Genomic DNA, 22453 nt, shown 5'->3' with positions numbered 1-22453 from the left:
TGAATTCGTGGCTCTAAAATTGATAAAGGAATCTCAGTATGTTTAAGCGCGTTCTTATCGCTACTGCCGTATCCGCAATGTTTGCAGCTCCTGCATTCGCCGATGTAACAATCAGCGGTTCTGCTGAAATGAACTTGATGTACCAGACCAACCAAGTTGGTACAGATAGTAAGGGTAAAGTTGCTGAAGAAATTGCAGTCATCGTAAACGTTGATGGTACTGACAAGCTGGATTCCGGCGATACACTTAAATGGCGTCTGGCTCAAAAAGTAGCGACTCCAGATCGTTACGACAGCTTTGGTCAACGTGAAGCTTGGATCGGTTACGAAACTAAGTTCGGTGAAGTTCGCTTCGGTAACCAGTTCTCTAACCAATACCTAGAATTAGATGGTTTTGCATCTTCAGGTCAAAGCAACTTGTGGGCTGACTTTGGTTCGCAACAAATTCAATACGCTAACGGCGTAAGCTACTTCTCACCTAAATTCAGCGGCTTTAGCTTTGCTGGTCAATACGATTTAGGTAATGGTCGTAACTCAGCTCGCGCTATGGAATTGACAGCTAACTACACTGGCTACGGTTTCAATGTTGCTGCTGGTGTGTCTGAAGCTAAAAATTCAGGCAGCATGTCTTCAGAAGCAGGTACTTTTGCTGGTAAGGGTACATGGGGTTCGTCGGGTAATTTTGTTTCCGGTTCGGATTCAAACAAAGCTCGCACTTACAATCTTGATGCAGCCTATAAAGTTGGTGCATTTGATTTAGCTGCTGGTTATAAGCGCAATGAATGGAAAGAAAACCAAGTTAACCTAGCTGCAGATAAGGTTACTGTTGATCAGTTCTTGCTGCGTGGTGGTTACACCATGGGTAAAAACAATTTCAACCTTGGTTACCAACGTGTGCAAGATGCCAAAGTGAATGGCACAAAAGTTGATAACGGCATGAACGTGATCAACGCTCAGTACAACTACACACTGTCTAAGAATACAGTTGCTTTTGCACAAGTTCGTCATCACATGTTAGATACTGCTGGCCAAGCTAGTGTAATGACAGCTAGTTCACAGCTGGATGATTTTGCTATCGGTTCAGACAAGAAAAACGCAACACGTCTGATGGTAGGTACATGGACAGCGTTCTAATTTAGAACCTGACCATAAAAGTGAAAAGCTGGCATTTTATGTTGGCTTAGCACTTTAAAAGCTAAAAAAACGCCACGATGCAAATCGTGGCGTTTTTTTGTGCGCGCTAGCATTTACGCCATTCTCTCGGGGGTTGTGTTGCATTTGGACCACACAATGTTGCAGATACGCGACGCAATATTGCATGGGTTTGTACCTATTGAGTATTCTTGTTTCGTAACACAAGCGAATACGCCTTGATGTACTGAAGTTAAAAAAACCATATTCCCTTTTAGAGAGAGATGAATAATGTTTAAACGTGCTCTGATCGTTGCTGCTGTTGCAGCAGCATGCTCCGCGCCAGCTTTTGCTGATGTGTCTATCAACGGCTCTGCTGAAATGGACGTGTTTTACCGTACAAACAACACTGTTGATGGCGGCGGCAAGCTTCTTGAAGAAATCGCTATTGTTGTAAATGTTGACGGCTCAGACAAGCTGGATAACGGCGCAAAACTGAACTGGCGCCTTGCGCAAAAAGTTGCGACAGACTGGCGCTATGATAGCTTTGGTAACCGTGAAGCTTGGATTGGTTATTCAGATGCTAAATTGGGTGAAGTACGTTTTGGTAATCAGTTTACCAATCTGTATTTGACTCAAGATTGGCCTTATGGCGTGAAGGGTCTGGGTGGTTTATTTGCTGAGCCTCCGATCCAAGGTTTTGCGAATGCAATTACTTATGCCTCACCAAATTTCGGTGGCTTCAGCTTTAACGCTGGTTATGATTTAGGTCTGGGTGGCGCTAAGAAAAATGGCCATGCCGGTGAAATCGTAGGTCACTTTACTATCGGTGGTTTCTCTGCTGATGCAGGTTATGCGGCTACACAAAATGCAACTATGGGTGGCCATGGTAACGGTCATGGCAATCAGTTGAAAGCACCTACACCTGCTAAAGCTGCGGTACCTGCTGTAGGTGCTACTCCTGCTGTTGCCGCTGTTGCTGCTTCTGCTTATTCAGAAAAAATTACCTTTGCTGGCGCACGCTATAACTTTGCGAATGGCTTGAATTTGTCTGGTGCTTGGAAGCGTCAATCTGCTGATGAGCACAAGCAAGATTTCGCATTGGCCCGCGTAGGTTATGTATTCGGTAAGCAAGGTGTGTCTCTTGGTCTGCAGCGTGTATTTGAATCTAAGCTTAACGGCAAAGGTCAAGACAACAAGATTGACAATATCTCATTCCAATATGATTACAGCCTAAGCAAGCAAACTGACGCGTTTGTTCAAATTCGTCACAACAAGCTGGAAAAGAAAGGTCAAGTGGCTGGTCCATTCTGGGTTAATACTGATGGCCTAGTTAATGCTGACAACAGTACTCGTATCTTGGTTGGTACTTGGACAGCATTCTAAGCATCTGATTTTATCAGGCTTAGCGTTAAACCCTGCTTCGGCAGGGTTTTTTTATTGGCTGTCATTATTGCGTGCGGTAAATTTGGGGATGCATAAACGAATAAAGCCCCTGATTTTCATCAGGGGCTTTATTTTGAATCCTGGCGGAAGCGGTCGGATTCGAACCCACGGAGGACTTGCATCCTCGGCAGTTTTCAAGACTGCTGCCTTAAACCACTCGGCCACACTTCCTTTTGTTCTGTTCTTTGCAAAACAGACAGGAACGCATTATAGCGGAACTTTTGAGAAAGTGTAAACTAAATTGTAAAAATAATTGCCTGTGTATTATTTTGTGCGTTTATAGCTTTTCTAAGACGGTAAATTTGGCTAAGACAAAGGTGGGCGTGTGCTCTAGCGCAGGGGATAGGCGGATGCGATAGCTTTTATTCTGGGCTGTAAATTTATACTCTCTATTTTCAGTGTAAATATCATTGGGGATAATAAGGAACCGTGCAGGGTTGCTGCTTGGGCCTTCAGGCGCATAAATGCATGAGGTGCTGTGCTCGGCGAGTAAGGGGGTGAGTTCGACGATTAAAGGGGTTTGTGTCAGTGTTTCTACGCCCACGCTGACAAACCCTTTATGGCTTCGATTGAAGCGGCGCACAATGCCAATCGTAAACGGGTGGTTGCTAAGGTTTGCCAGCCCTAGCAGCTCTCCAGTTTCAAGCTGGATATCACTATGGTAATTTAAGCCAAAGCCGCTGGCGCTCTCATCCCCAAGCTCCCATTTCTCAGTGCTAACATGATCTGCGCTTGTTGCTGCTGTTTTCCCTTGCTGTGACATAAAGGGAAGGATGTTGGGGAGGCCAGTAATTACTCTGATGGATTTATTATTACTTTGTCTTTCATGTTTGCGCACGGGTGTGATGGTGTCTTTAGACCACAAATTACACAGTGTTTGAAGTAACTCTAAATTAGCTGGAGTTGATGATTCTGCGGGCACGCCAAGCAGCGAGGTGGTTTCACCTTGGCTAAGTTGTGTGATCAGTTTTTGGATTTGTGCAGTAACAGGATCAGCAGTCCAATAGCGCCAGTTTTCTCCAACCATATCCCGGCGAATACGCTTAGGTGCGCTGGTGCCAGTGAGATTGATTGCAAATAAATGCTGGTGTGGTTTGAGCTCTTTTTCTAAGACAATCTCATTGATCCATTTTTTTAGCCAGATGGCGATGAGCTCAATCTGGGCCGATTGGATTTTTTCAGGGCTAGCCAAAGACAACATCAGTGCTCGCACGTAGATCTGATAGATGCTGATATTTTCTGCCGCTATTTGTGGCTTATCAGCAAAATTACTCTGCTCTGCAAATTGATAAAGACGGTTGAGATTGCGCCAGATATGGTGGTCAATTTCTAAGTGCCGCATATAGGCATATTGTGCTTGTATCGCGTAGAGCTCCATTGCCCTCAATGTAAATTGCTCAATTTTTTGTGTGGGCACGAACTTTTTTTGGCTGCCCTGTTTAATGCAGCTTAGATAGCCTGCTGCCATTTCATGCCAAAAGCTTAAGATAGTGGGCAGCACTTGATGAGATGTGGTGCCTTCTTCAATCAGGCGGCCATGATAGATGTCCAGCAGATGGCTTTGTAATGGCTGCGCTTTTTCTTCAAGGTAAGGTATTGTTTTAAACCGCTCTGTTGCACTTATTTTGGGATTGCTATTGAGCTGTTTCAGCGCTTTTACAATTTCTATTTGTGCTTGCAAAATATCGCTTTCGGGTAGCTCTTCCATAAATATTGTGGCTGATTTCAGATTAAAAACACCCTCTTGGCTAGCTGGCTGAAAGAGAGAGTTAACAAGGCCTTTGATATCAAACATCTGCTGTTCTACCTCGGCACACAGTATGGGTTAAAGAGTTAGGTCTGTTTTTCGCGTTAAATTTACATCATTGCGTAGTCATCACCTGCTTGGCAGAAATGTGGCATGCGATCTAGTGCTAATCCAATGTAGTCCTGCTTATTTAGAGTTTTTGTATCTGCGATACACAAGTCAGTCGATATGCTAATTAGATTGTTGCTTTAATTGCGCGTGCTTTGCCGGAGCAATTAAATAGTGGATGAAATATTTTATACGCGGCCTGATCATTGGTTAATGGCCGCTATTTTACAGCGTTAGCAAGAAAAGAAGGGCATATCTTGCATCGCTTACCGATTGATAAGTGGGGGGTGTGCGAATGCTTGGTTTGAGTATAGATAAACTGTGAAAAAGTCGCTCTAGTATAGCGGTAGTGCTTTTGATGGGGTGAGGGCATTACAGGCAATTATTGCCGGTGGCTAAGTGGTTTTAGTATTGATCTTATCCTTCTGGTCGCTAGGTATGGGGATCAAGACGCTGTGCTGTGATAAAATCCCCGCCTTTGTGCCCGCGTAGTTTGCAGCTCACCACTGTCGCTGGCGCATTCGCTTATATCGCTCTTTATGATGCATTTGCACTGTAATGAGAGCAACAAGATATGTATGTTGTGTTTACAGCGATGTTCCGCCCAATAAAGCGGACAAAATATTATTTTCTTATAAAATACAAAGATGTATCTGTAGGCATAAATAAGCGGACCAAGAGATACATATTGCAGATGATGCATCTGTGCGAAAGCGAGCAAGTGTTCTTTTTTTAAAAATACAACGATGTATCAGTACAGCAATAGGGTAAACGGACCATGATTAGTACAGCTAATATTACGATGCAGTTTGGCGCAAAGCCTTTATTTGAAAAGGTTTCTGTTAAGTTTGGTGATGGTAATCGCTATGGCTTGATTGGCGCAAATGGCTGCGGTAAATCAACCTTTATGAAAATTTTGGGCGGTGATTTAGAGCCGACCGGCGGTAATGTGATGTTAGAGCCCGGCGTGCGTCTGGGTAAGCTAACACAGGATCAATTTGCGTTTGAAGACTTGCGCGTGATCGATGTGGTGATGCAAGGTCATGCAGAGTTGTGGGCGGTATTGGCTGAGCGTGATGCGATTTATGCCAATCTAGAAGCGACTGAAGACGATTATATGCGTGCGGCAGAGCTGGAAGGCAAAGTGGCGGAGTACGATGGCTACACCGCGGAAGCGCGCGCGGGTGCTTTATTGCTGGGTGCAGGCATTCCGATTGAGCAGCATTCTGGCCCGATGAGCGATGTTGCTCCAGGTTGGAAACTGCGTGTATTGCTGGCGCAAGCGCTGTTTTCAAATCCAGAAGTATTGCTGCTCGATGAGCCGACCAATAACTTGGATATCAACACAATTCGTTGGCTGGAAAACTCGCTGAATGAGCGCGATTCCACCATGATTATTATTTCGCACGATCGCCACTTCTTGAATCAAGTGTGTACGCACGTGGCCGATGTGGATTTCCGTGAAATTCGTATCTATCCGGGCACTTACGACGATTACATGATTGCTTCTACGCAAGCGCGTGAACGTTTACTGACAGATAACCAGAAAGCCAAAGAAAAAGTAGCCGAGCTGAATTCCTTTGCTGCGCGTTTCTCGGCCAATAAATCGAAGGCACGTCAGGCGACAAGTCGCTTGAAGCTGGCCGATAAGATTAAAGAAGGCATGGTCGATGTCAAACCATCTAGCCGTCAGAATCCTTATATCCGCTTTGAAGTGGAAGAAAAATCCAAACTGCATCGTCAAGCCGTTGAGCTGTCTTTAGTATCTAAGTCTTTTGATAAGCCGCTGATCCAGAATCTGGACCTGATTTTAGAAGCAGGCCAGAAGATTGCCGTCATTGGTGGTAATGGTGTGGGTAAATCCACGCTGATGAAGCTGCTGATGGATGCGATTAAGCCAGATAGCGGCAAGATTAAATGGGCAGAAAAAGCTCAGCTTGGTTATTTTGCTCAGGATCATGAAGCTGATTTTGAACAAGAAATCACCCTGTTTGATTGGATGAAGCAGTGGAGCCAGCCCGGCACCGATGATCAAGTGATTCGTAGCATCTTAGGCCGCTTGCTGTTTGGCGGTGATGATGTGAAGAAAATGGTTACCGTGCTGTCAGGGGGTGAAAAAGGCCGCATGCTGTATGGCAAGTTAATCCTTGAAACGCCGAATGTGCTGATTATGGATGAGCCAACCAACCATATGGATATGGAGTCGATTGAATCTTTGAATCTGGCTTTGGATTTATTCAAAGGCACGCTGCTGTTTGTATCGCATGACCGGATTTTTGTAAGCTCGCTGGCAACGCAAATTTTAGAGCTGAACGGTGATGGTACTTACAACTACTATGTGGGTGGCTATGAAGATTACTTGGCTAGCCGAGGCCTTGATTAAGTAAGCTTAGCTTATTTCAGTCTGCTTAGGAAATGCAAAGAAAGTTTTGAGTAAGCTTTTGTGTTAATATTGAAGGGGCGTTTATTCGCCCCTTTTTTATATGTATTTTTGCTCTTCTGGATTGATATCTCGCCATGTCTCGCACCACTCCCTTTACTGTGCCAGCTTACCCTGCCCCTGCGTGGCTGCCCGGTGGGCATGCACAAACGATCTATCCTGCAACGTTGATGTGGAAAAAAACGCCGATTTATCGCAGAGAATCCTGGATTACGCCGGATTTAGATTCCATTGTGCTTGATTGGGTAGACGGCCGGGTAGGCACGCCTTTGGTAGTGTTATTTCATGGTCTGGAAGGCAGTTCGCGCAGCCACTATGCAACCTCTTTATTTGATTATCTTTACCCTTTGGGCTGGCGAGGCGTGGTGCCGCATTTTCGCTCCTGTGGCAATGCAATTAATCGATTACCAAGGGCTTACCATGCGGGAGACTCTGCCGAAATCGATTGGGTGCTTTGCCGCATTCGTGCGCAATATCCGGATGTGCCTATTTTTGCGGTGGGCGTTTCGCTAGGCGGAAATGCTTTGCTTAAGTGGCTGGGAGAGCAGGGCGAGGCCGCTTCTGCGGTGATTAATGCTGCTGCTGCGGTATGTGCGCCGATGGATTTAACTGCAACGGGCAATGCGCTGGATCAGGGCTTTAATCGCAGGGTGTACACGCGTGAATTTTTGCGCAGCTTACGCAAGAAGACCTTTGCTAAACTAAAGCTGGTTGATAATCCTTTTCTTGATCAGGAAAGCTTACGCCGCGTCACTACATTGCGTGAGTTTGATGACTTGGTGACGGCCCCCATTCATGGCTTTAAAAGTGTCGACCACTACTGGCAAGTGGCAAGCTGCAAGCCTCATCTTGCTTCAATCCGTCTACCCAGTTTAGTGATTAATGCAAAAAATGATCCTTTTGTACCTTATGAGTCTTTGCCTTTGCAGGAGGAAGTGTCTGATCACGTTACACTAATGCAAACGCGGGAAGGAGGACATGTTGGCTTTGTCTCCGGTGCGATGCCGGGCCACTTGCAGTGGCTGCCACAAACCTTGCACCGTTTCTTTCAGTGCCACTTACCGCAGCCTCGCTAAGGGAGCTTATTTTGCCTCTGCTTTCTCCTCGTCTTTTTAAAGCTTACGATATTCGCGCTCAAACATCGCTGCTTACCGCTGAGGTGGCTCACTATATTGGTTTGGGTTTAGGTGCAGAGGCCCATCAGCGTGGCATTCAGCGCATTGCCGTTGCTCGGGACGGCCGTTTTTCCAGCCCCGCTCTGGCTGCTGCTTTGATCAACGCGCTGGTGGCAAGTGGCATTACCGTGCTTGATTTAGGCTTGGCAGCCACACCCTTGCTCTATTTTGCAGCCCGTCAGTATGCTGCAGGTTCCGGGGTAATGATTACCGGTAGCCATAATCCTGCTGACTATAATGGTATTAAAATGACATTGGCAGGCGAAACCATTGATGGTGAAGCCTTGCAGGCTTTACGGCTGCGTATTGAGGCCGATGATTTTATTGCAGGCAATGGGCAGATTCAGCCGCTTAATATTGCTGCTGATTACTATGCTGCCGTGGCAGCGATTTGCCCTTTAGCGCGGCCTTTTAAAGTGGTGGTGGATTGTGGCAATGGTGTGCCGGGGGCGTTTGCTCCTGATTTATATCGTGCCTTAGGTTGCGATGTGATTGAGTTATTTTGCCAAGTTGATGGCGCTTTTCCTAATCACCACCCCGATCCGCAGGTTGAGGCGAATCTCGCAGATTTAAAACGCGTTGTGTTAGAGCAGAATGCAGATATCGGGCTGGCATTTGATGGTGATGGGGATCGCTTAGGTGTGGTGACTCGCCATGGTGAAAGCATCCCTGGCGACCGATTACTAATGTTATTTGCCGCAGCGGCTTTAGAAAAACAGCCGGGGCATATTTTATATGATGTGAAATCGAGTGGCTTAATTGCAAATTGGGTGAAAAGCAAGGGAGGGAGTTGCGCCGCAATCCCAACAGGGCATGGGCATATGAAACGTCATTTGCATGATTCCCAAGCCTTGCTTGCAGGGGAGTTATCTGGGCATTTTGCTTTTAATGACTGGCAAGACGATGATGCCTTGTTTGCTGGGGCCCGGTTTTTAAAGCTGATGGCAGAGCAGGATTTAGAGCAAATGTTAAGCACATTGCCCCGCTCTGTTTCCACGCCTGAGTTGCAAGTGGCCTTAGAGCAAGATGGGCATCAATTGGTTGCCAAAATTGCTCAAAACGCAGTTTTTCCTCAGGCTTTGCGTATTTTTACGATCGATGGTTTACGTATTGAATATGCAGACGGCTTTGGCCTGATTCGTGCGTCAAATACCACGCCGGTCTTAACGCTGAGGATCGAGGCACAAACATCGCAGGGCTTAGCAAGGATACGCTCAGAATTAGCAGCGGCCATTGCGCCGTTGGAGTTTCCGCTGGTGGCGTAATGCGTGATGGCTTATAAGCTATCCGGCGTATTTTTTTAGAGGAATTAGGGTGGATGCTGCTGTGTGGCAGCTTGTACCATCCTAAGCGTATCGATGACGGGTTTATCAAGACTTTGCTGAATGCGGGTCTGTATTTATTTTTGGAAAAACAATGATTCCTGCTCCACACCTTATCGCTGCTCAAGTAGCAAATGCTTTACAGGAAGACATCGGCCATTGTGATTGGACTGCTATGTTGATTACGAGCGACACCCAAGGCAGTGCCACAGTGATTGCGCGGCAAAGTGCTGTGTTATGCGGGCAGGCTTGGTTTGACGAAGTATTTCGCCAGGTTGATTCACGGGTAAAAATAGAATGGCTGGCTCAGGAAGGCGAGCGTGTTGAGGCTGATCAAGCCCTGTGCCGCATCCATGGGCTGGCGCGCAGCTTATTAACGGCAGAACGGAGCGCATTAAATTTCTTACAAACTTTATCGGCAGTGGCGAGCGAAACGCGTCGTTATGTTGATATAGTGAGTCATACTTCAGCAAAAATTCATGACACACGTAAAACGCTGCCAGGCTTACGCTTGGCACAGAAATATGCCGTGACGGTGGGCGGTGGGCAGAACCAGCGTATTGGCTTATACGATGGTATTTTAATAAAAGAAAACCATATCTTAGCTGCTGGTAGTATTGCCGCAGCCTTACAAGTAGCTGTGAAATTGGCTCCGCCTGATGTTAGTATTCAGATAGAGGTAGAAACCATTCATGAGCTGGAGCAGGCTTTACATGCTGGCGCTAAGTCAGTACTGCTCGATAATATGAATTTAACTGATCTACGCGCTGCAGTGGCATTGGCGGGAAATAGTGCTGTTTTAGAGGCTTCTGGCGGCGTAGATGAGAATACTGTACGTGAAATCGCCGAAACAGGCGTTCAGCGTATTTCAATTGGTAAGCTGACTAAAGATGTGCAAGCAGTCGATTTATCAATGCGGTTTGTGTAAGTACGGAACAGCTATACCCCTCTTAACTTGTGTCAGTTTTTTTCTCTCGTACTTCTAAGGAGCTTTTCTTATGAATACCAATAGCGAAACTTTACTCGATCAATCACAAGATATTTTGCAAGAAGCTGAGCAACTTTTGCTTGAGGCGTCTCAGGCCGGTGGTAAAGATGCTGAGGCTCTGTATGCCCGGGCCGTTGAACGTTTGCGTATGGCCAAAGTTCGTTTGGTAGAAGTCGAACAAGTTGCGGTTGCCAAGGCTAAAAAAGCCGCTAAAGTCACCGACGAGTATGTGCACGATCATCCTTGGCAAGCCATTGGTGTGGCAGCAGCGGTAGGCGCGCTGGTAGGTATGTTGATCTCGCGTCGTTAATTGTGATGCCTCCGACTCCTCTTCTTGCCAGCGTGCAGCGTATTCTGGCTCAAGTAGCTGGTTTGCTTGGCACACATCTTGAATTGTTCGGTTTAGAGCTACAGGATGCTTTGCAGCGTTTTGCCGTTAATTTTATTTTAGGCGTGCTGTCTGTGGTGCTAGGGGGCTTATGTCTGGCTTTGGCTGCCGTTTTGCTGTTGATTGTTTTTTGGGATAGTCATCGGATTGCTGTTGCGCTTGGACTTATGCTGGTATACGGCGGAGCTGCAATTGGCTTTGCTGCTTACTTACGCCATCGTCTAAAACACGCCGCTGATTTGTTTCCGGCGACCTGCGGCGAGCTGGCTCGTGATCGCAAAGCCTTACTTCACGCTGAGGATGAGGCATGAAATTAGCTCGCTTCTATCGTAAACAGTTTTTGCAGCTCAAAGCCGAACAGCAGCGGCAAGCGTTGCGGCAAGAGTTGAAAGCCTTTGCCCAGCCGATTAATTTTCTGCAAGAGGGTTTAGCGATCAGCCAGCCTAAAGGCGGCTTATTAGGCTGGCTGAAATTAGCACGATTTGCGTTGCGTTCTGAAGGCTTGAAAAAGCACCTTGCGCTTGCATTGGGGGTGTTACAGATTGCCCGGTTTGTGATGAGGAAACGAGCTTAGCTTAGCCAGCTGTAGCCAAATATAAATAAGCCGAGCGATGCCCGGCTTATTTTTTTATGTAGCAAAGCTTAAGCTTAGCGCAGGCTCGCTGGTTTTTTGTGCATGGTTTATTTGCAGATGGTGGCGAAATTTAAAAAAGGCCAATTGCGTATCAAGATGATTCGCCGCATAAGTCAGCTCGCTCATCTCGCCGAGCATTTGCTCACTTCTCTGGCTGCTGGCCTGCGCATTACCCCCAATATCTCGTAATCTTTCATTGATGGCTTCGCTGAAGGCGCTTTGCTCTTCTACTGCGGCGCTGATGGTTTCCATCATTTCGTTGACCTTGCTGGCGGCCTGATTGATTTCTCCCAATGCGCTGCTAATGGTGTGGCTGTCTTGCCGGCATTCAATCACATGCGATGCCGCAGATTGCATGGCTGCAAGTGTTTCCTGAGTGCAGGCTTGCGTGTCGTCCAGAATACGGCGGATGTCTTTCGTTGAGCTTGCGGTCAGGTGGGAGAGTTTTCTGACTTCATCGGCCACTACTGCAAATCCACGACCATGCTCACCTGCTCTTGCTGCTTCAATCGCGGCATTGAGCGCGAGCAAGTTTGTTTGCCCAGCAATATCTTCGATCATGGTGGCTACATTGACGATCTGGCGTATGGCCTGGGTGAGCGCCTGCATGGTGGTTTCTATCTGATTAAAGTCATCTGTTAATGCTTCCAACTTGAGCTTTGAATCATGCCCCGCAGAATGAGCCGCTTGCACATTGACCAGTGATTGCTGACTAATGATGGCCGTGCGTACAGCTTGCACACTGATATGAGTGATTGAATCTTGCAGCAGAATGCTGCTCGAGCCGATTTCCAGCAGATGATTACTTTGCAAGCTTGCCCCCTCATGGTTGGCCTTGGCGAGCTGAGTAATATGGTTTGCTTCTTCCCGTGACAGTTGTGAGGCCTGGCGTGCTTGCTGCAGCGTGTTTTCCAGCTGATTCAGAAAGCGGTTGATTCCTTGGCCTAGCTCACCTAATTCATCCGGGGTTTCTGCAATCCGGCTGGTTAAATCGCCGGTCTCTAGTTTTGCCGTTTCTGTGGCCATTGCATGTAAGCGGCTTTTGAGCTTGCGGGCAAAATGCAGCTGGCTGAGCACAATAAAGAGGGCACTGAATAAAAGCGGTAATAGCACGGTGCGTAAGAGCTGATCGATATGAGCGCTGATGGCCTGATTTGCTGCACGTGATTGAGTTTGCAAGCTTGTTTCTAATTGATTGAGTACCGCTAAGGCGGGCTCCAAATCATTTTTATAAATTTGTTCCGGAATGCTTAAAGCATCTTGCGGGCTTTCGCTGGCAATGGTGATCGCGCTTTGAAATTGTTTTAGATAATTTTGCCAGTGTTGGCTGAGCAGGGCATCGAGCTTTTGCTGCTCAGAAGGAGCTAGGTGCGCTCTGATTACCGGGCTCTCGGTTTGTACCGTTTGTTGAGCGGTTTGCAGTTGTTGCTTGGCGGTATCGACTAGGGGGTCGAGCCTAGAAATAATCAGCATGGTGCCGCGGATATGATTTAGAGAATTGACCGCATTTTGGCTGTCGTGATGAAACTGGAAATCATGCGCAAGTGTGTTGCTCTTCCATGCCATCCAGCAGGCAAGGGAGACAAGGGCTACAACAGTCAAGCCGCTTACCCATTTTAATTGCGTGGTCATTCTCATCAGATTTCTCTAATTTAGTAGGAAGAAACCGGCGAAGAGTATGATTATTATGTTGCATGAATATGACAAAAAATGATCGTTTCAAGCATGAGTTTGCGCGCTAAAAAAAAGTTGATCATTTACTGTCTTTAGCATTTTTGAAGATTGATTATTACTTATACTTTGGTTACAGACTTACTCAGGTATCTTGGGGTATCAATCTCGTTTTTCTGCAAAATAGCGGTGTTATATGCCAGTGTTTGTAAGGCGATGCCATACAAAATAGGATTTAAATCATGCAGATTGTTTGGCATGCAAATCACATTAAAGTGCTCTGCAGAGGCAAGACCCGCATCCGATAAAATAAACAATTCACCACCTCTGGCTCTGACTTCTTGCAAATTAGCGAGTAGTTTTTCGGTTAAGCGGTTCCAGGGCAAGCAGGCGATCACGGGTAAATCTTTGTTGATTAAGGTGAGCGGCCCGTGAATTAGCTCGCCGGCAGGAAAACCATATGCGTGGATATAGGCGATTTCTTGCATCTTTAAAGCGGCTTCCTGGGCAAGCGGGTAATAAAGGTGCCGGCCTACAAAAAAGAGCTGCTTACTATCGAATATTTTGTGCGCCCATTCTTGTAATTGCTCTGTGATCATCGCAAGATCACTGGCTGCCCGTGGAAGGCGCAGCAGATCATGAATGGCAGCCGCTTCAGTGGCAGGGGGCAGATGACCACGTAGCTTGGCAAAGCAGAGCGCCAGCCGATATAAGGTCAGGAGCTGGGTGCTAAATGTTTTGGTTGAGGTGACGCCAATTTCTGGCCCCGCCGCTAAAAAGAGTTGAAAGCGGGCGAGTTGCATTAAGGTGCTGGGGGAGGCGTTTGAGATGGCCAGCGTGTGTGTATGATTCTGGCTTTGCGCGTATTTAAGCGCCGCGATCGTATCGGCGGTTTCACCGGATTGGGAAATCGCAATAATCAGCGTGTTGTGGTGCTGCACCGCATCGCGGTAGCGATATTCGCTGGCCAGCTCAACCGTGCATGGCAGGCCAGCTAAGGCTTCAAACCAATAACGGGCGATCAGTGCGGCATGATAGCTGCTGCCGCTGGCTAGCAAGGTGATGCCTTCTATATCGCAGAGAATACGAGCGGCATTGTTATCTAATAATTGAGCCAAATTGGCATCGCAGCCGCTATCGTCCAGAATATCTGCAAAAATCGCCGCCTGTTCATTGATCTCTTTCTGCATATAGTGATGAAAGCCATGCAGCTTTATTCTGGCGTGCTGAAAGTCTTCGGGCTCTCTCTGGCAAGGCTCCCCTAGCGGGTTAAGAATTGTGCACTTGCCGGGGCTAAATCTGGCGGTGTCACCTAAAGCCAGGCGAATGATTTCCGGGGCGATGCTTTGCAGCGCTTGTGGCTGATCAGAAAAGCCCGCACTGCTTTGACCTACTGAAATAAAGAGGGGGATGTGTCTGGAGGTGCAAATGATTTCATTTTCTGCAGACATCACGCCAATGGCGTAAACCCCGATGAGTTCACTGGCGGCTAAATGAACAGCTTTTAATAGATCATGCTGGCTGCGGTAATGCCAATGAATTAAATCTGCGGCAAGTTGGGCGGTGCTGGGTTTGTCGTTCAGATAGCCTAAGGTGGCCAGCTTATTTTGTAAGGCCTCACTATTCTCTATCAAGCCCCGGCAGCTCACTGTAATCGTCTCCCGGCATCTGGCAATGCTGTGCTTAACCGGCTTATCCCAATCCAAGCGAATTAAGGCTCGATGGGCGGTTTGCTCATGTAAATGCAGGTGCAGAGTCAGAATGGGGCAGGATAAAATGGGTGCTGCTGGCTGATCGGTGATTAAAGTCGCACTGCAATGGCCTTGCTCTATCAGGGCATTGAGTTGTTGGCTGATATTTTTTAGAGCATTTTCTTGAGAAACGATTCCAATCAAAGCACCCATATTCTTGCTCCAATATTTTGCTAGTCTTCTTTATTATCTAATATAAACTAGAAAATATATGACTTATTTTGTAAGAATTGAGTAGTATCGTGGGCTAGCTGTTTAAATGAGTGCTGAGCTGTGAGGTGAGTAGGCCATCAGCGGCAAACTTTCGGGCAAAGAGCGATGGGCAGGCAAGTAAGCGTGCTGCATCACTGATCTCAAAGGTGCGTGGTGACCAAGCCCCTGTTTCCCATTCCAGATAATGTTGTGAATCATTGACTAATTCTTTAGCAATGGCCGTGTGCATCAGGATGGTTTGGACAAACATTTCATCAGGTACCAAGGTCTGGCGAAAGTATTGGATGACTCCCGGGTTTTCCGCACAAAATTGAAGCAAGGCTTGGCAGGCACGGCTGGATAAACACCACCACTGAGAGCCGGAGTAAATGGTATGAATTGCGCGGGGTAGCTTGCGTTGTAATAGCCCAAGCCGGTTAAGCGGGCGTTGTATTTTTTGTAATAACTTACCTGCAAGACTGCCTTTGAGCCACTCCGGGTGATAGCTTTGATAGCGGTAGCGGATATCAAAACCGGGATCAGGCTGAGGGCGAAACTCAATAAAACCAGTGTGCTGCTGCAATTGATTAACAATGTCTTGATGGGATTTCAGCGGATAATCTTGTGCAGAGAGCAATATCAGATAATCACAATCGTCTTTCAGTGCTGCTTCAATCAGTGCCAAGCTTGCGCTTACCAGCGAAAAACCACCCCAGCGGCAAGCTTGTCTCTTAATAAAGCATGCTTCTGAAGGTGTAGCCTCTTGCATGGCGGTTAAAATATCGGTCGGTGTATTGGCATCAACATGGATATAAAGCCGGGTATTTTCTGCAAAAAGCTGTTGGCATAGGCGGCCTAATTGCGCTGGGTGAGCGTGGCATAGGATTAAATAGCCAATACGCATTCTGATTTCCATTTAATAAATGGTTTTAATTCTAACCTGAATACTTTGCAAATAAATGATGTTATGCACAAACTTTAAGCACTTTTCCAGAGTGAAAGGAAAAAAGCAGAGCCTTAGCCAAGATAGTGCACTGAATATCCAGCGCTGTATCGTGTTGACAGACTAGCCACGTTGTAAGCCAAATGGCCGCGGAGCCGGCTTTGTCTGTACTAGGCCTGGGTGAGGTGAATTAGCAGATGATTAAATGATCAGATATAGCGATTGCGGTTTTAATTAATAAGATGAAATAAATAATGTGGTAATAGTCTGTGCAACAATGCAATGAAACACAATCTAAGCCTGATCAATATTGACTGTATAGCTTCATAGGGCTAAAGTTTGCGGTTTTATTCGGGATATTTAGCGCATGCCGAAAGCAACTAAAAGCCCCGTCAGTTTTGAAGCTGGTCTTCAGGAGCTGGAAAGTTTGATTACTGAAATGGAAGCGGGCTCGCTCCCGCTGGAAACAGCATTGACGACTTATCAGCGTGGTACTGAATTACTACAATTTTGCGAAAGCCGTTTAGTGGATGCCGAGCAGCGCATTCGTGTGCTTGAAGGGGCGGAGCTCAAGCCTTTCTCTGCGGATAAAGAATAGATGACATTAGAATTTAAAAGCTGGATGCAAGACGTTCAGGCTCGTATGGAGCAGACGCTTAAAACTGTTCTACCTGCGGCAGATCATTTACCCTCACAATTACATACAGCCATGCGCTATTCAGTGCTTGATGGTGGTAAGAGAGTGCGCCCTTTATTGGCATTTGCTGCGGGCGCTGTTGTGGATGCCTCACCTGATCGTTTGCAATATGTAGGCGCTGCGGTTGAGCTGATTCACGCCTATTCGCTGGTGCACGATGATATGCCTGCAATGGATGATGATGTTTTGCGCCGTGGCAAAGCAACATGCCATATTGCTTTTGGTGAGGCTTCGGCATTATTAGCAGGCGATGCTTTGCAAACCGCTGCGTTTGACATCCTGACTTCCTGTACATTGGCAGATGAGCCTCGTGATCAGCTAAAAATGGTAAATATTCTTGCCCGTGCTTCGGGCAGCCTTGGTATGTGTGGTGGCCAGGGAGTTGATCTATATAGTGTGGGGCAAGCTTTAAGCTTGCCTGAGCTAGAGCAAATGCATGGCTTAAAAACGGGCGCACTGATTCGTGCCGCGGTGATGTTGGCTTCTTATTGCGGCGTAGCCATCAGCGATGAAGACCGGGGCAGATTAGACTACTACGCTCAATGTATTGGCCTGGCTTTTCAAGTGGTTGATGATGTGCTGGACGAAGAAGCGGATTCAGCCACTCTGGGTAAAACAGCAGGCAAAGATGCGGCGAATAATAAACCTACTTACGTCTCCTTGCTGGGGCTCGCCGCTGCAAAACAAAAAGCCGCTGAGCTAAAAGCCGAAGCGCTGGCTGCGATTGCTCCTTTTGGTGAAAAAGCCCGTGGCTTAGTGCTCTTGGCCGATTTTATTGTGGAACGCACTAACTGATGAAGAAACTCGATATGAGTTATCCCCTGCTTGATAAGGTGTCTTGTCCGCTTGAGCTTAAAAAATTGGCGCGTGCCGATTTGCCTCAGCTGGCCAATGAGCTGCGCAATTACCTGCTTGATTCCGTTAGCCAAACGGGAGGGCATTTTGCTTCTAATTTAGGCGCACTCGAGCTGACTGTTGCGTTGCATTATGTTTTTAATACGCCACACGATCGTTTAGTTTGGGATGTGGGCCACCAAAGCTATCCGCATAAAATCTTAACGGGTCGTCGTGGCCAGATGCACACCATGCGCAAGCAGCATGGTCTGGCAGGGTTTCCTAAGCGGGAAGAAAGCGAGTACGACACTTTTGGCGTGGGGCATTCAAGCACATCGATTGGTGCAGCTTTGGGTTTTGCTGAAGCGGCTAAGCTTAAGGGTGAAGATCGCCACGCCATTGCCGTGATTGGCGATGGCGCAATGACGGCAGGACAAGCATTTGAAGCTTTGAATAATGCGGGCCACCGGGATGTGAATCTGTTGGTGGTGCTGAATGACAATGAAATGTCGATCTCGCCGAATGTGGGCGCACTGACCAATTACCTGTCTAAATTGCTCTCAAGCAAGTTTTATAATGGTATTCGTAGCGCCTCTGGCCGGGTGCTGGATGTGGTGCCGCCTTTAAAAGAGCTGGCGAAAAAAGGTGAAGAACACGTTAAAGGCTTGCTCACACCGGGAACGATGTTCGAGCAGTTTGGCTTTAATTATATCGGCCCGATTGATGGCCATGATTTAGATACGCTGGTGACAACACTGGCGAATATCAAGCAGCTTAAAGGCCCGCAGTTTTTGCATGTGGTGACGCGCAAAGGCGAGGGCTATAAAAAAGCCGTTGCCGATCCGGTGAAATACCACGCCGTTACGCCGTTTGAAAAAGAAGACGGCATGCAGGGCGTGAAGGCAGCCAAAGTCAGCTACACCAAGATTTTTGGTGATTGGCTATGTGATATGGCAAAAATGGATGAGCGCTTGCTGGGCATTACGCCCGCCATGCGTGAAGGCTCTGGCCTAGTTCGCTTTGAGCAAGAATACCCACAGCGCTACTTTGATGTCGGTATTGCCGAACAACACGCGGTGACCTTTGCCGCAGGGCTAGCCTGTGAAGGCTTAAAGCCGGTGGTGGCGATTTACTCTACTTTCTTGCAGCGCGCTTATGATCAGCTGATCCATGATGTGGCATTGCAAAACTTGCCGGTGGTCTTTGCAATTGATCGCGCCGGGCAAGTGGGTGCAGATGGCCCGACCCATGCAGGCTCATTCGATATTGCGTTTTTGCGCTGTATTCCGAATATGGTGGTGTTGACGCCAGCAGACGAAAACGAATGCCGCCAGATGCTTTACACGGCTTTCTTGCATGATGGTCCAAGCGCAGTGCGTTATCCACGCGGCACAGGGCCAGGGGTTGAAGTGCAAAACACCATGACCGCTATCCCTATGGGCTGTGCTGAGGTACGTCGCCGTGGCAGCAAGATCGCCATCTTGGCGTTTGGCCCTGTGCTTAGCGCAGCTTTAGAGGCGGGTGAAGCATTAGACGCAACGGTGGTGAATATGCGTTTTGTGAAACCGATGGATAGTGCTTTGATTGCCGAATTAGCCGCCAGCCATGATTATCTGGTAACGGTTGAAGAAGGCGCAATCATGGGCGGTGCAGGCTCTGCTGTTCTGGAAAGCTTAATGGCGCAAAATACATGTAAGCCATTATTGCAGCTAGGCTTTCCTGATCGCTATGTGGAGCATGCCGATCAGCAGGTACAACTGGCTGAATGCGGTTTGGATGCCGCTGGGATTGCGGCAAGTATACGTCAGCGCTGGACGATTTAAAGACTGGATTAACGAAGAAAAACGAGGCGATGCCTCGTTTTTTTATGCGTTAGGCAATGAGCTGCTTGTCAGCTGGCATAAGAATATCTTTCACAATCTCAGATTAAGGGTCTTAGTCGGTTTACAGTGCGCATTCAGCTCGATTTAGGGGAGATAAACTTCGCTCAGGCATTAAATAACCTAAGCTGGTGAAGTGTTCCTCCCTGCGTGCTGATGATGCCTGATCCTCTTATTTCCTTATCCGAGCTACCCGAAGAAAATCCACATTACTTACGTGCGGCCACGCAAATGGGCGATCGGCGGGAGGTGGTGGCGGATCAAGATATTTTTGCTGCCAATGGCATGAAGTTATTGGCAAAAGGGGCAAAGATTAACAGCCATCAGTTTGATTTATTAGCCAAGCATAAATTATCCACCCCGCTCGATCAGGCGCTTGCTACAGAGCGGCCGGTGGATGGTGGGCAGCTGGCTTTTGAAGCAGGTAAAATTTTAGAAAAAGACCCTTTAATTGCCCGTTTGGTGACGAGAGCGGGCGATCCTTTGGCGATCAAACATCAACTGGCAGGCCTGTCTTTGCCAACGCCGATTCGCTTCAGACTAACGGTGATGCAAGATCAGCGGGCAGAGTTATTTGAGCATACGCTTCGTATTAGCATTGTGGCTTACGCTATAGCGCAGCAGCTTAAATTATCAGAAGCAGATTGTGCCGCGCTGACTTTGGGGGCGATTTGTCATGATCTGGGTGAGATGCATACTGATCCCGAGCTACTCACATCTGGCCATCAGATTACGCCTCAAGAGCGTCGTTATATTCATGTTCATCCGATTACCAGCTATGTTGTGGTGCAAGGGTTACCCCATTTTTCATCTGCTGCGGCGCAAGCCATTTTGCACCATCATGAACGCTTGGATGGCAGTGGCTATCCATATGGTTTACGTAAAGAAACGATTAATCGCCTGGCACAAATTATTGCGATTGCGGATGTATCCGATGCGGTATTGCGCCGCTTTGATTTACAGCGGCTGGATGTTTTATTTACTTTAAATCAAAGTCGTTTTGATCCTGCATCCATTCGTGCCTTACGGGATTTATTGCGTTCAGCGCCGCATGAAGCGACACCCGCTGTGATAGGCAAAGACACCTCTTTGCAATTAGCGCATATTGCCGATTTTTTGCAGGCATGGCTGGCTTTACACGCCATGCTTGAAGGGCAAATGAAAGGCGGAGCAAAAGCCGACTCGCCTTTGGGTTTTTTATTTGAGCGTATGGATAGCATTCGCTCTTTAATTTTGCAGGCAGGCTTAAACCCGGATGATGTAACAGCGATGTATTCCTTTGGCCAGGATGACCCGGAAATGCTGGCTGAATTACAAGCTATGCTCAGTGAAATGGAATGGATGTTATACGATCTTGCAAATGAAATTGATCGTCGTTCCCCCACCTTAGATGGCATCTCACAAGAAGCATTAAAGGATTTAGTTTTTCATTTGCGTGAGATCTGATCGCGCTTTATTCAGCAAGCGCGGTGTTTATATCGTTTTGATGATTGTTGTTTATCTCAATGATTTCAGTAATTAAATTGCCTAGGCTTTGTAAGGCACGATCGATTTCCGGGCTAAACGGCCAGCCACAATTAATCCGAATAAAGTGCTCAAAGCGGTTCGAGTTAGAAAACATCAGTCCCGGTGCAATTAAGATTCCTCTTTTGAGTGCTGCATCAAAAACCCGCTTAGACGATAGCTGCTCGGGTAACTCCACCCATAATGCCAGCCCACCATTGGGCACATTCAGCCGCGTACCCGCTGGAAAATAGCGGGCAATGGCCTCGGCAGTGCGTTCCCGCTGGGTTTTGAGCGTGCTGCGTAGCTTGCGTAAATGCCGATCGTAAGCGCTGGAGCCCATATATTCGGCAGCCGCAATTTGCGACCATGCCTCGTTATCGCGCGTTTGCGCGTATTTCAGCATCTCGATCCGCGCCTGCCAGCGCCCACCGCTCATCCAGCCTAAACGCATACCTGGCGCTAAAATCTTATGCAGCGATGCGCAATAAATCACATTGCCGGTTTGATCACGTGCTTTTAAGGCGCGCAGCGGAATGTCGTCGTTGATTAGCTCGCTATAGGTATCGTCTTCGATTAATGGAATCGCCTGCGCTTCGCAAAGCGCTACCAGCCGGTCTTTATGCGTCTCTGGCATGATGCTGCCCAGTGGATTTTGTAAATGCGGCACCACCACTACGGCCTTGATATTGTCGTAAGTTTGGCAAGCCAGCTCCAAGGCTTCGATAGAAATACCGGTTTGCGGGCTGGTGGGAATTTCAATGGCACGTAGGCCCAAGCTTTCCAAAACTTGCAGCAGCCCGTAAAAGGTCGGCGATTCAACCGCAATGGTGTCGCCAGGCTGAGCCACTGCTCGCAGCGCCAGATTAAGCGCCTCGATACAGCCATGAGTAATGAGCACCTCATCGGCGGACATCAACACGCCCATGCGCATTGCCCGCTTAGCCAATACAGCTCTAAATTCTGGATGGCCTTTATTGGGAACGGCGCTCACAAATAAATCGGGGTTTTGCTTTAAGGCCCGAATCGCTGCATTTTTAAGCGCTTCGCCGGGGTAAAGATCGGGTGAGCAGCGGGCTACTGAGAAATTATGCTTAATCGTCTGCTGTCTACCTCGTGCAATAAAACCAGAAACACGGGCATGAATTCCTACATATTGCGCAGGATCGATCTCTAGCCTTGGCTCTGTCACCGGCGTGATGCGCATTCTTTGGCGGACAAAATAGCCGGAGCGCGGTCTTGCCTCCAGATAGCCATCGGTTTCCAGCTGGCGGCACAATTGCAAGGCGGTAGAGAGGCTGATGCCGTGCAGGCGCATTAGCTCTCGCAGGGATGGCATGCGCTCACCCACTTTAAGCGTGCCTGCCACGATGGCGGCCAGATAGTGAGACGCCCAGCGTTGATAAAGATAATCCATAAAGCCTCCGCCTAATGAAAGGGAATCATGCAGTAACAGCGTGCTTTTACATAGATATAGATAGCGATAAACCACAGCATAACAGATGAAATAAATCGCCCTTGTTGCGTAGCAGATGCTGATTTCTTGTCGCTGTTTTTGCGCCTTGCTGCCTATTAAGATGGTTTGCATCAAAAGCGGCGGAGCA

Annotated in this window: 18 protein-coding genes and 1 tRNA gene; 13 read left to right on the top strand and 6 right to left on the bottom strand. The window is 47.6% G+C overall.

Translation table 11 applies throughout. From position 1 onward, the window contains the following. The first annotated feature begins 38 nt into the window (after positions 1-38). A complete protein-coding gene (locus ACFQNF_RS11045; protein ID WP_380188028.1) occupies positions 39-1133 on the top strand; it encodes a porin in 1095 nt (364 codons plus the stop codon). Between the two features lie 288 nt (positions 1134-1421). After that, entirely contained in the window at positions 1422-2516 is a 1095-nt protein-coding gene (locus ACFQNF_RS11040; RefSeq protein WP_380188027.1) for a porin, read from the top strand. Positions 2517-2657: 141 nt separating this feature from the next. Here the strand turns inward: ACFQNF_RS11040 and ACFQNF_RS11035 are convergent. Continuing rightward, positions 2658-2747: transfer RNA gene (locus tag ACFQNF_RS11035), tRNA-Ser, on the bottom strand. 106 nt (positions 2748-2853) lie between these two features. Continuing rightward, on the bottom strand, positions 2854-4371 hold the full coding sequence (locus tag ACFQNF_RS11030) for a hypothetical protein (protein ID WP_380188026.1): 1518 nt from the start codon (positions 4369-4371) through the stop codon (positions 2854-2856). 838 nt (positions 4372-5209) lie between these two features. On the opposite strand from ACFQNF_RS11030, the gene ACFQNF_RS11025 reads away from it, so the two are divergent. From ACFQNF_RS11025 to ACFQNF_RS10995, 7 genes are all read left to right on the top strand, one after another. Beyond that, positions 5210-6814 (top strand): ABC-F family ATPase, encoded by a 1605-nt coding sequence (locus ACFQNF_RS11025; RefSeq protein ID WP_380188025.1) that lies wholly within the window; start codon positions 5210-5212, stop codon positions 6812-6814. 134 nt (positions 6815-6948) lie between these two features. Further along, complete coding sequence (locus ACFQNF_RS11020; protein ID WP_380188024.1) at positions 6949-7947, top strand: YheT family hydrolase; 999 nt, start codon at positions 6949-6951, stop codon at positions 7945-7947. A gap of 11 nt (positions 7948-7958) precedes the next feature. Then, the gene (locus ACFQNF_RS11015) at positions 7959-9311 is read left to right on the top strand and encodes a phosphomannomutase/phosphoglucomutase (RefSeq protein ID WP_380188023.1); all 1353 of its coding nucleotides are present in this window, start codon (positions 7959-7961) and stop codon (positions 9309-9311) included. A 151-nt stretch (positions 9312-9462) separates the two neighbouring features. Then, a complete protein-coding gene (gene nadC, locus ACFQNF_RS11010) occupies positions 9463-10296 on the top strand; it encodes a carboxylating nicotinate-nucleotide diphosphorylase (protein ID WP_380188022.1) in 834 nt (277 codons plus the stop codon). Positions 10297-10366: 70 nt separating this feature from the next. Continuing rightward, a complete protein-coding gene (locus ACFQNF_RS11005) occupies positions 10367-10666 on the top strand; it encodes an ElaB/YgaM/YqjD family protein (RefSeq protein WP_046350991.1) in 300 nt (99 codons plus the stop codon). A 5-nt stretch (positions 10667-10671) separates the two neighbouring features. Then, the gene (locus tag ACFQNF_RS11000; protein ID WP_380188021.1) at positions 10672-11055 is read left to right on the top strand and encodes a phage holin family protein; all 384 of its coding nucleotides are present in this window, start codon (positions 10672-10674) and stop codon (positions 11053-11055) included. After that, on the top strand, positions 11052-11318 hold the full coding sequence (locus ACFQNF_RS10995; protein ID WP_380188020.1) for a hypothetical protein: 267 nt from the start codon (positions 11052-11054) through the stop codon (positions 11316-11318). The genes ACFQNF_RS11000 and ACFQNF_RS10995 overlap by 4 nt, the downstream gene beginning before the upstream one ends. 54 nt (positions 11319-11372) lie before the next feature. On the opposite strand, the gene ACFQNF_RS10990 is transcribed toward ACFQNF_RS10995, so the two are convergent. From ACFQNF_RS10990 to ACFQNF_RS10980, 3 genes are all read right to left on the bottom strand, one after another. Further along, entirely contained in the window at positions 11373-13010 is a 1638-nt protein-coding gene (locus tag ACFQNF_RS10990) for a methyl-accepting chemotaxis protein (protein WP_380188019.1), read from the bottom strand. Between the two features lie 161 nt (positions 13011-13171). Continuing rightward, positions 13172-14953, bottom strand: coding sequence for a glutamine--fructose-6-phosphate transaminase (isomerizing) (glmS, locus tag ACFQNF_RS10985; protein WP_380188018.1), 1782 nt, complete (start codon positions 14951-14953; stop codon positions 13172-13174). A 94-nt stretch (positions 14954-15047) separates the two neighbouring features. Continuing rightward, on the bottom strand, positions 15048-15896 hold the full coding sequence (locus tag ACFQNF_RS10980) for a beta-1,6-N-acetylglucosaminyltransferase (RefSeq protein ID WP_380188017.1): 849 nt from the start codon (positions 15894-15896) through the stop codon (positions 15048-15050). A gap of 406 nt (positions 15897-16302) precedes the next feature. Between ACFQNF_RS10980 and ACFQNF_RS10975 the strand changes: the two genes are divergently transcribed. From ACFQNF_RS10975 to ACFQNF_RS10960, 4 genes are all read left to right on the top strand, one after another. Then, positions 16303-16533 carry an exodeoxyribonuclease VII small subunit gene (locus ACFQNF_RS10975; RefSeq protein ID WP_380188016.1) on the top strand — a complete coding sequence of 77 codons (231 nt, stop codon included), beginning with the start codon at positions 16303-16305 and terminating at the stop codon, positions 16531-16533. Then, positions 16534-17427, top strand: a complete 894-nt coding sequence (locus ACFQNF_RS10970; RefSeq protein ID WP_380188015.1) for a polyprenyl synthetase family protein — start codon at positions 16534-16536, stop codon at positions 17425-17427. It abuts the gene before it with no gap. Then, positions 17427-19289, top strand: coding sequence for a 1-deoxy-D-xylulose-5-phosphate synthase (dxs, locus tag ACFQNF_RS10965; RefSeq protein WP_380188014.1), 1863 nt, complete (start codon positions 17427-17429; stop codon positions 19287-19289). The genes ACFQNF_RS10970 and dxs overlap by 1 nt, the downstream gene beginning before the upstream one ends. A 213-nt stretch (positions 19290-19502) precedes the next feature. Beyond that, positions 19503-20792 (top strand): HD-GYP domain-containing protein, encoded by a 1290-nt coding sequence (locus tag ACFQNF_RS10960; RefSeq protein WP_380188013.1) that lies wholly within the window; start codon positions 19503-19505, stop codon positions 20790-20792. Between the two features lie 7 nt (positions 20793-20799). Here ACFQNF_RS10960 and ACFQNF_RS10955 read toward each other — a convergent pair whose 3' ends face one another. Next, positions 20800-22437 carry an aminotransferase-like domain-containing protein gene (locus ACFQNF_RS10955; RefSeq protein ID WP_380188012.1) on the bottom strand — a complete coding sequence of 546 codons (1638 nt, stop codon included), beginning with the start codon at positions 22435-22437 and terminating at the stop codon, positions 20800-20802. Between the last annotated feature and the right edge of the window lie 16 nt (positions 22438-22453).

The organism is Iodobacter arcticus, from assembly GCF_042664895.1.
Taxonomy (GTDB): domain Bacteria; phylum Pseudomonadota; class Gammaproteobacteria; order Burkholderiales; family Chitinibacteraceae; genus Iodobacter; species Iodobacter arcticus.
This window is presented reverse-complemented; position numbering and strand designations above follow the sequence as displayed.